Origin of the sequence: Streptomyces sp. V4I2 (assembly GCF_030817655.1) — a bacterium.
GTDB classification, from domain to species: Bacteria; Actinomycetota; Actinomycetes; order Streptomycetales; family Streptomycetaceae; genus Streptomyces; species Streptomyces plumbiresistens.
The window spans coordinates 7,143,593-7,155,556 of sequence record NZ_JAUSZM010000003.1 but is presented as its reverse complement, the minus strand read 5'-3'; the positions used below and the strand labels follow the sequence as shown (position 1 = coordinate 7,155,556).

Annotated in this window: 14 protein-coding genes; 4 read left to right on the top strand and 10 right to left on the bottom strand. The window is 71.1% G+C overall.

Annotated elements, in window-relative coordinates:
• Nucleotides 1-162: 162 nt before the first annotated feature.
• The gene (locus QFZ76_RS33880; protein ID WP_307677250.1) at nucleotides 163-396 is read right to left on the bottom strand and encodes a hypothetical protein; all 234 of its coding nucleotides are present in this window, start codon (nucleotides 394-396) and stop codon (nucleotides 163-165) included.
• Between the two features lie 18 nt (nucleotides 397-414).
• Nucleotides 415-1,569, bottom strand: a complete 1,155-nt coding sequence (locus QFZ76_RS33875; protein WP_307677249.1) for an inorganic phosphate transporter — start codon at nucleotides 1,567-1,569, stop codon at nucleotides 415-417.
• A gap of 113 nt (nucleotides 1,570-1,682) precedes the next feature.
• Here QFZ76_RS33875 and QFZ76_RS33870 point away from each other — a divergent pair, with 113 nt between their 5' ends.
• Nucleotides 1,683-2,417, top strand: a complete 735-nt coding sequence (locus QFZ76_RS33870; protein WP_307677248.1) for a VOC family protein — start codon at nucleotides 1,683-1,685, stop codon at nucleotides 2,415-2,417.
• A gap of 7 nt (nucleotides 2,418-2,424) precedes the next feature.
• Here the strand turns inward: QFZ76_RS33870 and QFZ76_RS33865 are convergent, their stop codons facing one another.
• The 5 genes from QFZ76_RS33865 to QFZ76_RS33845 all read right to left on the bottom strand — a co-directional run bounded on the left by QFZ76_RS33865 (nucleotide 2,425) and on the right by QFZ76_RS33845 (nucleotide 5,416).
• On the bottom strand, nucleotides 2,425-2,757 hold the full coding sequence (locus tag QFZ76_RS33865) for a DUF952 domain-containing protein (RefSeq protein ID WP_307677247.1): 333 nt from the start codon (nucleotides 2,755-2,757) through the stop codon (nucleotides 2,425-2,427).
• 9 nt (nucleotides 2,758-2,766) lie between these two features.
• On the bottom strand, nucleotides 2,767-3,993 hold the full coding sequence (locus QFZ76_RS33860) for an RNA polymerase sigma factor (protein WP_307677246.1): 1,227 nt from the start codon (nucleotides 3,991-3,993) through the stop codon (nucleotides 2,767-2,769).
• Nucleotides 3,994-4,000: 7 nt separating this feature from the next.
• The gene (locus QFZ76_RS33855; protein ID WP_307677245.1) at nucleotides 4,001-4,417 is read right to left on the bottom strand and encodes a YciI family protein; all 417 of its coding nucleotides are present in this window, start codon (nucleotides 4,415-4,417) and stop codon (nucleotides 4,001-4,003) included.
• Between the two features lie 142 nt (nucleotides 4,418-4,559).
• Nucleotides 4,560-4,805, bottom strand: a complete 246-nt coding sequence (locus QFZ76_RS33850) for a hypothetical protein (RefSeq protein WP_307677244.1) — start codon at nucleotides 4,803-4,805, stop codon at nucleotides 4,560-4,562.
• Nucleotides 4,806-4,831: 26 nt separating this feature from the next.
• Nucleotides 4,832-5,416, bottom strand: coding sequence for a dihydrofolate reductase family protein (locus QFZ76_RS33845; protein ID WP_307677243.1), 585 nt, complete (start codon nucleotides 5,414-5,416; stop codon nucleotides 4,832-4,834).
• 125 nt (nucleotides 5,417-5,541) lie between these two features.
• Here QFZ76_RS33845 and QFZ76_RS33840 point away from each other — a divergent pair, with 125 nt between their 5' ends.
• Entirely contained in the window at nucleotides 5,542-6,132 is a 591-nt protein-coding gene (locus QFZ76_RS33840) for a TetR/AcrR family transcriptional regulator (RefSeq protein WP_307677242.1), read from the top strand.
• A gap of 507 nt (nucleotides 6,133-6,639) precedes the next feature.
• On the opposite strand, the gene QFZ76_RS33835 is transcribed toward QFZ76_RS33840, so the two are convergent.
• From QFZ76_RS33835 to QFZ76_RS33825, 3 genes are all read right to left on the bottom strand, one after another.
• Nucleotides 6,640-7,257, bottom strand: a complete 618-nt coding sequence (locus QFZ76_RS33835; RefSeq protein WP_307677241.1) for an N-acetyltransferase — start codon at nucleotides 7,255-7,257, stop codon at nucleotides 6,640-6,642.
• 167 nt (nucleotides 7,258-7,424) lie between these two features.
• On the bottom strand, nucleotides 7,425-8,537 hold the full coding sequence (locus QFZ76_RS33830; RefSeq protein WP_307680210.1) for a family 2 encapsulin nanocompartment cargo protein polyprenyl transferase: 1,113 nt from the start codon (nucleotides 8,535-8,537) through the stop codon (nucleotides 7,425-7,427).
• 127 nt (nucleotides 8,538-8,664) lie between these two features.
• Nucleotides 8,665-10,071, bottom strand: a complete 1,407-nt coding sequence (locus tag QFZ76_RS33825) for a family 2B encapsulin nanocompartment shell protein (protein WP_307677240.1) — start codon at nucleotides 10,069-10,071, stop codon at nucleotides 8,665-8,667.
• A 313-nt stretch (nucleotides 10,072-10,384) separates the two neighbouring features.
• Between QFZ76_RS33825 and QFZ76_RS33820 the strand changes: the two genes are divergently transcribed.
• Both QFZ76_RS33820 and QFZ76_RS33815 read left to right on the top strand, forming a co-directional pair.
• Nucleotides 10,385-10,975, top strand: coding sequence for an N-acetylmuramoyl-L-alanine amidase (locus QFZ76_RS33820; RefSeq protein WP_266433931.1), 591 nt, complete (start codon nucleotides 10,385-10,387; stop codon nucleotides 10,973-10,975).
• A gap of 24 nt (nucleotides 10,976-10,999) precedes the next feature.
• The gene (locus QFZ76_RS33815; protein ID WP_373464384.1) at nucleotides 11,000-11,941 is read left to right on the top strand and encodes a 1-aminocyclopropane-1-carboxylate deaminase/D-cysteine desulfhydrase; all 942 of its coding nucleotides are present in this window, start codon (nucleotides 11,000-11,002) and stop codon (nucleotides 11,939-11,941) included.
• Nucleotides 11,942-11,964: the final 23 nt, after the last annotated feature.

Genomic DNA, 11,964 nt, shown 5'->3' with positions numbered 1-11,964 from the left:
AGGGAGGATTGCATCATGGGGAACGCGGATCGGCCGCGCCAGGGCCGAGCGGCACACTCGGCCTGAGTACGCGTACTCAGGCGCGGTCGTCCGCCGTGTGTCCCGTCGACAGAGGCCGGGCGGCCGGAGTTCGCCGTTCCGGTCTCTTGCCTGAAGCCCGTGTCAGTGGAACTGCGGCACGATCAGACAGATCCCGTGCGCCACCACCGCCTCGCAGGCGAGGAAGCACAGGCCGGCCTGGGCGAGGCCGACCGCCGAGGTGCCGCCGTTCCCCTCCCGCGCCCCCTCGAAGCGGGCGAGGCCGAGGATGCCGAGGGCGAAGACGACGACCACGGCGACGGTGACACCGATGCTCACGGCGGTGACCTGGCCGAGTGCGGTCCAGTCGATGCTCATGGTGTGAACTCCCTTGGCTCAGGCGGCCGTACCGACACGCGTCGGCTCGGTGGCTCGGAGGGCGACCTCGTGGGCGTCGTTGACGTTGTGCGCGCTCACCGGGTTGCGGCGGGAGACGGCCACGATGCCCGCGGCGACGGCAGCGCCGACGAGGGCGACCACGACCGTGCCGGCGTTGCCGCCGTGCTTGACCACGCTCGCGGAGACGCCTCCGACCAGCGCGGCGGCGGGCAGCGTGACCAGCCAGGCCAGCACCATCCGGCCCGCGATGCCCCAGCGCACCTCCGCGAGGCGCCGGCCGAGGCCCGCCCCGAGGATGCTGCCCGATGCCACCTGTGTGGTGGACAGGGCGAAGCCGAGGTGCGCGGAGGTGAGGATGACGGTCGTGGAGGACGTCTCCGCGGCGAAGCCCTGCGGCGACTGGATCTCGGTAAGGCCCTTGCCCATGGTGCGGATGATCCGCCAGCCCCCGAGATACGTACCGAGGCCGATGGCGAGCCCCGCCGACGCGATCACCCACACCGGCGGACCTGCGTCGTGCCCGAGCGCCCCCGCCGAGATCAGGGTGAGGGTGATGACGCCCATGGTCTTCTGGGCGTCGTTCGTTCCGTGGGCGAGGGAGACGAGGGAGGCGGAGGCGATCTGGCCGAGCCGGAAGCCCTTCGTCACCGAGTTCTCGCGGGCCCGGGTGGTGAGCCGGTAGGCGAGGTAGGTGGCGATCAGTGCCGCGGCGCCCGCCACCACCGGCGAGGCCACGGCCGGGATCAGCACTTTCTCGACCACCTTGTCGAAGTGCACGCCCTGGGAGCCGGCGCCGACCCACACCGCCCCGATCAGCCCGCCGAACAGCGCGTGCGACGAACTCGACGGCAGCCCGACCAGCCAGGTCAGCAAATTCCACAGAACCGCCCCGACCAGGCCCGCGAAGACCATCCCGGGCGTGACGAGGGTGTCGTCCACGATGCCGCCGGAGATCGTCTTCGCCACCTCGGTGGACAGGAAGGCGCCCACCACATTGAGGATCCCGCTGATCAGTACGGCAGTTCTGGGCCTGAGCGCCCCCGTGGCGATGGACGTGGCCATCGCGTTCGCCGTGTCGTGGAAGCCGTTGGTGAAGTCGAAGGCGAGCGCCGTGACGATGACGACGACCACCAGCAACGTGATGTGGTCCATTCCGCAATGCAAACAAGCCGAAGCCGCTCCCCGGCGAACTGAAGGCAAAGGCTGTTCCAGGTCCACGCGCCCGGGTGAGGGAGACCGCCGGTCACCCCGCCTACGATCACCGGATGAGCATCCGCTGGACGTACGCCTTCATCGACCGGCCCGCCCAGGGCCTCGGCCGGGCCCAGGAGTTCTGGACGGCCGTCACGGACACGCGGCTGTCCGAACCCCGGGGCGAGCAGGGCGAGTTCGCGACGCTCGTGCCGGACGGCACGGACGCCTGCGTGAAGGTCCAGGGGGTGGCGGACGGCGCCGGGGGCGCGCATCTCGACTTCGCCGTGGCGGACGTACCGGAGTTCGTGACGTCGGCGGTGGGGTGCGGGGCGTCCATGGCCGCCGAGCACGAGGGGTGGGCCGTACTGCGGTCGCCCGCGGGGCAGTTGTTCTGTGCCGTGCCCTGGCAGGGGGAGTCGGTGCGGCCGCCGGTGGTGCGGGGCAGCCGGCTCGACCAGGTGTGTGTCGACGTCCCGCCGTCCGCGTACGACGCCGAGGTCGCCTTCTGGGGCGCGCTGCTGCCCGACTGGCAGTCCCTGCCCGGATCGCTCCCCGAGTTCCATGTGGTCAAGCCGCCGCCCGGGCTGCCGATCCGCATCCTCCTCCAGCGTCTCGGCGAGGAACGGCCCGTCTCCGCCCATCTGGATCTGGCCTGCGCGGACATCGCAGCGACCCGCGTCGAACACCAGCGGCTCGGCGCGGAACTCGTGGCCCACGGCCGTCACTGGACGGTGATGCGCGATCCGGCGGGCGGCACATACTGCCTGACGGGCCGTGACCCGGAGACGGGCGGGCTTCCCGCCTGATCCGCGCTCAGTCCCACGCCTCCACGTCCACCACGGCCGCCACCGGGATGGACCCGTACACGTGCGGGAACTCCTCGCCGCCGGGCTTCGCCGCCTCGTACTTCACCGGCGCGTCGAGGCGGGAGGGGTCCACGACCAGGACCACGAGATCCTCGACGCCCTCGTAGAAGGCTGCCGCCGTGCGCGGGAGCTGGGCGCGGGTCGAGCAGTGGATGAAGCCCTCCTCCTGGAGGGTGCGGCCGCGGGTCGACATCTCGTACGTGCCTCGCGCGCGGGCCGCCTCCCAGAGGGAGCGCTCGGTGAGGTGAAGGAGGGGCGTGGGAGGCGTAGGACCGGTCATGGGATCAAGTTACGGGCTCAGGCGGGCCGCCCGCGCCCGCAGGTAACGCTGTTCCGGCAGGCTCAGGGTCTTGGCCGCGGCCGATTCGTAGGCGGCGCGGGCCTCGTCGTACGAGCCGGCGCGTTCCAGGAGGTGGCCCCGGACCGCATCCAGACGGTGGCCCGTGCGCAACTCGCCTTCCAGGGCGTCCAGTTCGGCGAGCCCGGCCCGCGGCCCCCGCACCATGGCGACGGCGATCGCACGGCCCAGCCGCTCGACGGGCCCTGGGACCAGGCGCACGAGGACGTCGTACAGGCCGAGGATCTCCCGCCAGTCCGTCGCCTCGGCGGTCGGCGCCTCGCCGTGCACCGCGGCGATGGCGGCCCGCACCTGGTAGGGGCCGGCGGGGCCGTGGCTCAGGGCGCGGGTGACCAGGGCGACGCCCTCCTCGATCGCGGCCTTGTCCCAGCGGTCGCGGTCCTGCTCGTCGAGGGGGATCAGCTCGCCGTGCGGGCCGCTGCGGGCGTCGCGGCGGGCGTCGGTGAGCAGCATCAGGGCCAGCAGGCCGGCCACCTCGCCGTCGTCGGGGAGGAGGCGGTGGACCGTGCGGGTCAGACGGATCGCCTCGCCGGCGAGGTCGCGCCGCTGGAGGGCGGGGCCGGAGGTCGCCGTATGGCCCTCGTTGAAGACCAGGTAGAGGGTCTGCAGGACGGCGGGCAGGCGCTCGGCCCAGTTGTCCGGCCGCCCGAAGCGCACCCCGCGCACCTTCTGCTTGGCGCGGCTGATGCGCTGGGCCATGGTCGCCTCGGGGACGAGGTACGCGCGGGCGATCTCCGCCGTGGTGAGGCCGCCGACCGCGCGCAGGGTGAGCGCGATCTGCGCGGGCGGGGGCAGATCGGGGTGACAGCACAGGAAGAGGAGCGAGAGGGTGTCGTCCTCGCGGGGCGCCCGGTCCACGCCCGGCGGTGGTGACGTGAACGCGTCGCGCGGGGCGAGTGCCGCCGCCTTCTCCTCCCGCGCCCGCCGCGCCTCCTCCGCCCGCAGCGCGTCGGTCAGCCGCCGTGAGGCCACCTTGATGAGCCACCCGCGCGGATTGTCCGGCACCCCTGCCGAGGGCCACTGCCCGGCCGCCGCGAGGAGTGCCTCCTGTACGGCGTCCTCGGCGGCGTCGAAATGGCCGTACCGCCTGACCAGCGCACCGAGGACCTGCGGCGCGTGGCGGCGCAGCAGGTCCTCGATCTCACGGCCGGTGCTCACGGTCGCGTCAGCAGATGTCCCCGGCGCCGTCCAGAATGGGCCGGATCACCACCGGGTAAGTGGGGGCGCCCTCGGGCTGGGGGCAGCGGGTGACGCGGTCGGCGATCTCCGTGACCCGCTCCAGGCTCTCGCACTCCAGCACCCAGTAGCCGGCCATCAGCTCCTTGGTCTCGCTGTACGGGCCGTCGGTGATCACCGCCTTGCCGTCGTCACCGAGCGTGACCGTGCGGATCTTGGCGGGCTCGGCCAAGCCCTGTCCGTCGATGAACTCGCCGGTCTCGGAGAGGTCGTTGTTGATCGCTTCCATGTAGGCGTACATCGCCTGGATCTCCTGCTCGCTCCAGGCCGGCGAGCCCGGGGACGCCTTGCCGCGCATCGCCTCGTAGTCCGCCTGGGTGCCCTGCACCATGACCAGGTACTTCATGAGTTCACTCCTTCGCGTCTTCGGCGTCTTCGCCTCGGTCCGCCCGTGGTGGGCGGCTCTCACAGGGGACGTCGGAGCCGGTCGGGGGTTCTCGACAACTCGGCTCGGCTTTTTCTTCGACCCGCTTTTTCCTGGACTCGGCTCAGGTCTTCTTCGTGTCGGCGGTGTCCGTGGAGGTGTTCGTCACGGGCGTGTTCGTCACGGCGGTGCGGTGCTTGTCGTCGGCCGTGGCCACTTCCGCGGCCTTGGCGACGTACGCCTCGCACCTCGGGTTGCGGCACGGGCCGGGCACCCATACCGGGACCCACGCGCCCAGCGTCTTGTGACGCCGGACGACTGTATCGACGGGCTGTCCGCATGCGGGACAGGCAGGTGCGTCGCTGTCCATGCCTTCAGAGTAGGGCGAGCCGGGCCTCAGCGCTTCCTGCTGTACGTCCGCACCAGCGCCCCGTTCTTGAAGGTGCGCACCGAGTCCAGCTCGAAGTCGGTGACCGCGAAGCCGGACCCGAACATCGGCATGCCGGTGCCCAGCACGATCGGGTACGTCTTGATGACCAGCTCGTCGACCTCGTCGAGCAGTTCGCCGGCGAGCACCGAGCCGCCGCAGAGGTAGATGCCGAACTCGCCGTCCTCCGCCTTGAGTGCGCGCACCTTCCCGACCAGGTCGTCGGCGATGATCTCGACGTTCGGGTCCGGCGACTCCTCGAGGGTGCGCGAGGCGACGTACTCGCGCAGGTGGGCGTACGGGCTGGTGATGCCCTCCTGCAGTGCGATGTCGTAGCTGGCGCGGCCCTGGATGATCGTGTCGAACTTCTGGTTCGGCCGGTCGTCGATGCCGACGCTCCGGCGGCCTTGGGTCGGCACGGTCTCCGGATATTCGGTGCTGAGGAACTCGAAGAACTCCTCGTCGACGAAGCGGTACATGGTCGTCGCGTCGCCGCCCGGGTCCCCGATGAACCCGTCGATGGAGCAGGCGATGAAGTAGGTGAGCTTTCGCAAGCCGATCTCTTTTCGTAGGCTGTCCGGTGAACAACTCCAGTTGTAGTACTTCACTTGTAGTACTTCGGTTGTAGTGGTTGCAAGTGGATTCCGGGCACGGAATCAAGTGGCAGAGGGGATTCCGCATGGCCAGCAATCCGGAGCGCCGGGCCGTGCTCGTGGACGCCGGGGTCGAGGTGCTCGCGCGCGAGGGGGCGCGCGGGCTGACGTTCCGCGCGGTGGACACCGAGGCGGGGGTGCCGGTGGGGACGGCCTCGAACTACTTCACCGACCGCGACGACCTGCTGCGGCAGATCGACGCCCGGGTACACGTGCGGCTCGCACCCGACCCCGAGGTGATGGCCGACCTGCTGAAGGGACCGAGGGACCGTTCACTGGTGACCGCCTTCATGCACGACCTCATGACCCGCGCGACCCGCGACCGCACCGGCTATCTCGCCCTCCTGGAGATGCGCCTGGAAGCCACCCGCCGCCCCGGACTGCTCGCCTCCTACACCAAGTCGGTGCGCGGGGACCTGGAGTACGGCATGGAGTTCCACCGGAACGCCGGCCTGCCCGGCGGCGACGAGACCGTCACCGTGCTCTACCTCGCGATGCTCGGGCTGATCCTGGAACACCTGACCCTGCCGGGCGTCCTGGACGGCGTACTGCCCGGGGTGAGCGTGCCGGAAGGGCTGGTGGAGCGGATCGTGGCGACGGTGGTGCCGGAGGGGTAGGCAACTGCTCGCCGGGAAGCGTGCGTGAGGGTGATTTAGCTCGATCGTGTGATCGTCGGCTTTTAGGCTTGCGGTGTCCAGTGCAGGCCGGAGTAACGTGAGCGACGCGATCTGGGACGCCGAGCGCGGTGCCGCCATGCGGGGCCCCTGCTCCACCGGCGAGATGGTTCAGGGCCTCCCCGTCGCCTCTGGCCGCATTCATACGGCCAGGTCGTGAGGGACTCCGCCCTTCCGGGACCGGACCACGGACAGGATCCGTGTCGCCACCCGGTTGCGAAAGCGGACGACCAGTGCGCCCAAGACCGTTCGGGGCGTGCCAGTGCGCGGACTCACTCCCGCCCACTGCCCAGGAACGGTAGCGGGAAGGGTGGGGCTGCGGGGGCGGCATACGGGAGGCCGGGCCCAGCTGCCGGGTGCAGGCACACCGAAAGCGGGGCCCAGGGCCGGGCGCCGGCACACCGGAAGCGCGGCTCAACTACCTGATGCCGGCACACCGGAGGACCTGGCTCAGCTGCGCGGCTCGCGCCACATCGGCCACATCTGCGGGCCGTCCGGCAGGTCGAGGGGGGCGCCGACGAGCTCGAAGCCGAGGCGCTCGTAGAGCTTGCGGCTGCGGGCGTTGCTGGCCTCCAGATAGGCGGGCAGGCCCTCGCGGTCGCAGCGGTCGAGCACCGAGGCGATGAGCGCGGTGCCCAGGCCCTCGCCCTGGTGCTCGGGGGCGACGCCGATCACCCACAGGTAGGCGTGGGCGCGGCCCGAGGGGTGGATATCGGCGGTGAGCCGGCCGATGACTTCGACGCGCTCGTTGTCGGGGTCGACGGCGGCGCGCACCTGGGCGGGGCCGTCGTCCTCGCCGGTGTCCTGGCCGTCGCCCTGACCGTGGTCGTCCGCCGCCGGTACGGACAGCCACAGCGCGCACGCCGTGCCGTCCTCGGTGACGTCCACACGGCCCTCGGCGAGCACGATGTCGGTGAACGCGGCCATCAGCCTGGGGTGCGTCGTACGGCGGTGCTCATCGCCGGGGAACACCCAACGGCTGACCGGATCGTCCTGGAAGGCCGCGTCCAGCAGCCGGACGACCAGCTCACGGTCGTCCGCGCTCGCCGTCCGGATCACCACGCCCATGTTCCGCCCCTTCGCGTCAACTGGCCTTGACCGTACGAGCGTTGAGCCTATCGGGAGGAACGGGCGAGGGCCCGCACACCGTGGGGATGTGCGGGACCCGCCCGACCGGAGCCGCCGACAGCCGCGCGGGGTCAGGACCGCACGGCCCCGGCGGCTCCGGGGTAACTTCAGCTGCTGCGCCGCGTCACGAACTCCGCCAGCGCCAGCAACCCGCCCGCCGCCTCCGGGTCGGACACCGCGCGGGCCAACTCCTGCATGGCGCGGGCCATGCGGTCGGCGGCCTGGACCTGCGCCCAGTCGCGACCGCCCGCCCGCTCCACGGCGAGAACCGTCCGCTCCAGGTCCCCCTCCTCGTACGGAACGCCGTACAACTCGGCCAGTTCTCCGGCCGCCGGCGTGCCGGAGGTGAGCGCGGCGACGACCGGCAGCGACTTCTTGCGGGCGACGAGGTCCGCACCGACCGGCTTGCCGGTGCTGCCAGGATCGCCCCATATGCCGATCACGTCGTCGATGAGCTGGAAGGCGAGCCCGGCCTCACGGCCGAACGCGTCCAGCGCCTCGACGTCCTCCTCCGGTGCCCCCGCGTACAGGGCGCCCAGCGCGCAGGCGCATCCGAGCAGCGCTCCCGTCTTGGCCTCGGCCATGGCGAGCGCCTCGTCGAGCGTCACATCGCCCGGGCGGCACAGCTCCAGGGCGGTGTCCGCGTGCTGGCCGGCGCACAGCTCGACGACACAGTCCGCGAGCCGGGCGGCGGCCCGCGCGGAAGCCGGATGGGGATCCTCGGCGAGCAGCCGCAGGGCGAGCGCCTGGAGCGCGTCCCCGGCGAGGATCGCGTCGGTGTCACCGAACACGGTCCACGCGGTGGCCCGGTGCCGCCGGGTGGTGTCCCGGTCCATCACGTCGTCGTGCAGCAGCGTGAAGTTGTGGATCAGTTCCACCGCCGCGGCCGCCCGTACGGCCGCCGTCCGCGCCCGCGGTCCGCCCAGTGCCGCGGCCGCGGTGAGAACGAGCGCGGGGCGTATGGCCTTTCCCGCGTTGCCTGCCGCCGGGCTGCCGTCCGCGTGCTCCCAGCCGAAGTGGTAGAGCGCGATACGGCGCATGGAGCCGGGCAGCGACTCGAGGGCGGAACGCAGCTCGGGGTCGACCGAGGTCCGGGCCCGCTCCAGGATCACCCCCGCCTCGTACCCGTCGAGCGGATGCGCGCCCGCGGAGTGCCCGCTGGGGTGTCCTGCGCACTGTCCGGTGGGCTGTGCACCGACGCCCTGCTTCGTCTCCGTCATGAACTCGGCCATGGGGTCCCCCTCGGAGAGTCCGCGGACCGTGGCGCGCCTGCGCTGTGGCTGGGCGCGTACGACCGGGGTGTACCCGCCCCGCAGGGCGGGGGCACGGCTTTCGAGTGCGCGAACGTCACCTCCAGCGGCCGATCTCGACGTTCTCCAGGACGCCGAGCGCGTCCGGCACGAGGACCGCGGCCGAGTAGTAGGCCGTCACCAGGTACTTGATGATCGCCTGCTCATTGATCCCCATGAAGCGCACCGACAGGCTCGGCTCGATCTCGTCCGGGATGCCGGCCTGCTGAAGACCGATGACGCCCTGCTCGGCCTCGCCGGTACGCATGGCGATGATCGAGGTCGTACGGGCCTCGGTGACCGGGATCTTGTTGCACGGGTAGATCGGCACGCCGCGCCAGGTGGGAATCCGGTTGCCGGCCACCTCGATGGTCTCCGGGACGAGGCCGCGCTTGTTGAGCTCACGCCCGATGGCGGAGATCGCGCGCGGGTGGGCGAGCAGCAGCTTGGTGCCGCGCCGCCTGCTGAGCAGCTCGTCCAGGTCGTCGGGGCTGGGCACGCCGTCGTGCGGCTGGAGCCGCTGGTCGTACTCGCAGTTGTGCAGCAGCCCGAACTCGCGGTTGTTGACGAGCTCGTGCTCCTGGCGTTCCTTCAACGCCTCGACCGTCAGCCGGATCTGCTGCTCGGTCTGGTTCATCGGCTGGTTGTAGAGGTCGGCCACGCGGGAGTGGATGCGCAGTACCGTCTGGGCGATGCTCAGTTCGTACTCGCGGGGCCTGGCCTCGTAGTCCACGAAGGTGTGCGGGATGTCCGGCTCGCCGTCATGGCCGGCCGCGAGGTCGATCTCCTTCTCGCCGAACTTGTTGGTGCGCTGCGAGGGGATCGCGCGCTGCTCCTGGAGGTGCCCGCCCAGGGACTCCGAGCGCTCCGCGACCTGCTCGACATGCGTGCGAGGCAGGACGAGCACCGTGCAGGCGGTGACGGCGCGGGCCGTGTACTCCCAGATGGTGTCCGGGTCGAGGAGCCCCTGGTCGCCGAAGTACGCCCCGTCGGCGAGGACTCCGAGGACCGCGTCGTCGCCGTACGGGCCGGTGCCGACCTTCTCCACCCTGCCGTGCGCCAGCAGGAAGATCTCGTCGGTCTGGCTGCCGAACTCCGCGATCACGGCCCCCGCGTCGAACTCCCGTTGCTCGCAGCGCCGGGCGAGCTCGGTGAGCACCTCCTCGTCTTCGTAGGACCGCAGTGCGGGAAGCTCGCGCAACTCGGCGGGGATCACCTCGACGCGGTCACCGGTCTTCACGAACGTCACCCGGCCGTCCCCCACGGCATAGGTGAGTCGCCGGTTCACCCGGTACGTGCCGCCCTGCACATTCACCCAGGGCAGCGTGCGCAGCAGCCAGCGGGAGCTGATCTCCTGCATCTGCGGTACGGACTTGGTGGTGGTGGCCAGGTTCCGCGCGGCCGCCGTGCCGAGGCTCTGCTGCGGCTTGTCCTGCTCGGTGCGGACCTCTTCGCCTACCGACATAAGGAATTGCCCTCCCGGTTTGCCCGGCGCTGATCTGCGCCACGCGTCGATCTCCGTGCACAAGCCTTCCATCACGGACCGTTCCGGTGCTATTACACGAACGAGCGGGAATGGATCATTGTCCGACTGGGCACATAGGGGGATCCCGTCCAACACCGCCTTCCGCTTCCACAGTCCGGGGAGCGGACAGAGGTTGTCCGGATCGGCTCGCACGCCGCGCGAACGAGTAGTCCGGATCCTCCGCTTCCGGTACAAGCAAGCGGTACGAGGCGGCCGCGCACGGCGGTCGGCGTGCAGTGTGAAGGAGGCGGCCATGGCCTCACCCATGTCCGCGGGTGGTTTCCTGGCCCGATTGCGGGCGGAGGGGCTCAGCGTCGTCGAGGTCGGCGACTGGGAGCACCACAACCGCAACCACAAGGGTCCGTGGGGCCCCGTCCACGGCGTGATGATCCACCACACCGTGACCAAGGGCAGCGAACGCACCGTGAAGCTCTGCCGGAACGGCTACGAGGGCCTCCCGGGCCCGCTGTGCCACGGCGTCATCACCAAGGACGGCCGTGTGCACCTCGTCGGCTACGGCCGCGCCAACCACGCCGGTCTCGGTGACGACGACGTCCTGCGCGCGGTGATCGCCGAGAAGGCACTCCCCCACGACAACGAGGCCAACACCGACGGCAACCGCCACTTCTACGGCTTCGAGTGCGAGAACCTCGGCGACGGCAAGGACCCCTGGCCCGAGGCCCAGCTGGACGCGATCGAGAGAGCGGCCGCCGCGATCTGCCGCCACCACGGCTGGACGGAACGATCGGTCGTCGGCCATCTGGAGTGGCAGCCGGGGAAGGTGGATCCCCGGGGCTTCACGATGGCGTCGATGCGCAAGCGGATCCGGGAACGCCTGAAGTGACCTGCCGCCGGGCGCACCGGACAGATGGCGGCAACGGGTGACGACAATGGAGCTGTGACCAGCCCCGACGCCTCCGACCTCGCCGCCCTCCGCCCACGGCTCCCCTCGCCGTTGCAGGAGGTCACCGACGACCGCTTCACTCGCCGGGGCGTCCGCCTGCTGCTCAAGCGCGACGACCTGATCCACCCCGAACTCGTCGGCAACAAGTGGCGCAAACTCGCCCCCAATCTCATCGCCGCAGCCAGCCGTACGGTCGTCACCTTCGGCGGCGCGTACTCCAACCACCTGCGCGCCACGGCCGCGGCCGGGCGCCTCCTGGGCATCCCCACGATCGGTATCGTGCGGGGCCAGGAACTGGCCGACCGCCCTCTCAATCCCTCCCTCGCCCGGTGCGTCGCCGATGGCATGCGGCTGCACTTCGTCGACAGGACGACATACCGACGCAAGAGTGAGACGGAGACCCAGGCGGGGCTGCTGCGGGCGGCCGGCGCCGAAGGGGCGTACGTCGTCCCGGAGGGCGGCAGCAATGCGCTTGCCGTGCGAGGCTGCCGGGAGCTCGGCGAGGAGCTGCGGGGGCAGGCCGATGTCGTCGCGCTCGCCTGCGGTACGGGCGGCACACTGGCCGGGCTGGCGGCAGGACTGGGGCCCGGGCAACGGGCGTTGGGCATACCGGTGCTGAAAGGCGCCTTCCTGGCGGCCGACATCGAGCGGCTCCAGGAGCAGGCCTTCGGCGAGCGGCGCGGCGACTGGGCACTCGACGACCGCTTCCATTTCGGGGGCTACGGCCGTACCACCGCCGAATTCGACGCCTTCGCCAAGGACTTCGAGGAGCGGCACGGGGTGGCGGTCGAGCGTCTCTATGTCGCCAAGTTGCTGTATGGGCTTGTCGTGATGGTGGAGGAGGGGAGGTTCGGGAAGGGGGATGCGGTGATCGCGGTGGTGACCGGGGCGCCGTTCGGCCGGTGACGGGCGGGACTTCCGGCTGAAGC

Excerpts from the sequence above, each read along its gene's own strand:
- QFZ76_RS33880 (WP_307677250.1), bottom strand. The coding sequence starts at position 396 with ATGAGCATCGACTGGACCGCACTCGGCCAGGTCACCGCCGTGAGCATC.
- QFZ76_RS33835 (WP_307677241.1), bottom strand. The coding sequence starts at position 7,257 with ATGGGCGTGGTGATCCGGACGGCGAGCGCGGACGACCGTGAGCTGGTC.
- QFZ76_RS33815 (WP_373464384.1), top strand. The coding sequence starts at position 11,000 with ATGGCGGCAACGGGTGACGACAATGGAGCTGTGACCAGCCCCGACGCC.
- QFZ76_RS33855 (WP_307677245.1), bottom strand. The coding sequence starts at position 4,417 with ATGAAGTACCTGGTCATGGTGCAGGGCACCCAGGCGGACTACGAGGCG.
- QFZ76_RS33825 (WP_307677240.1), bottom strand. The coding sequence starts at position 10,071 with ATGTCGGTAGGCGAAGAGGTCCGCACCGAGCAGGACAAGCCGCAGCAG.
- QFZ76_RS33870 (WP_307677248.1), top strand. The coding sequence starts at position 1,683 with ATGAGCATCCGCTGGACGTACGCCTTCATCGACCGGCCCGCCCAGGGC.
- QFZ76_RS33840 (WP_307677242.1), top strand. The coding sequence starts at position 5,542 with ATGGCCAGCAATCCGGAGCGCCGGGCCGTGCTCGTGGACGCCGGGGTC.
- QFZ76_RS33850 (WP_307677244.1), bottom strand. The coding sequence starts at position 4,805 with ATGGACAGCGACGCACCTGCCTGTCCCGCATGCGGACAGCCCGTCGAT.
- QFZ76_RS33820 (WP_266433931.1), top strand. The coding sequence starts at position 10,385 with ATGGCCTCACCCATGTCCGCGGGTGGTTTCCTGGCCCGATTGCGGGCG.
- QFZ76_RS33865 (WP_307677247.1), bottom strand. The coding sequence starts at position 2,757 with ATGACCGGTCCTACGCCTCCCACGCCCCTCCTTCACCTCACCGAGCGC.
- QFZ76_RS33875 (WP_307677249.1), bottom strand. The coding sequence starts at position 1,569 with ATGGACCACATCACGTTGCTGGTGGTCGTCGTCATCGTCACGGCGCTC.
- QFZ76_RS33830 (WP_307680210.1), bottom strand. The coding sequence starts at position 8,537 with ATGACGGAGACGAAGCAGGGCGTCGGTGCACAGCCCACCGGACAGTGC.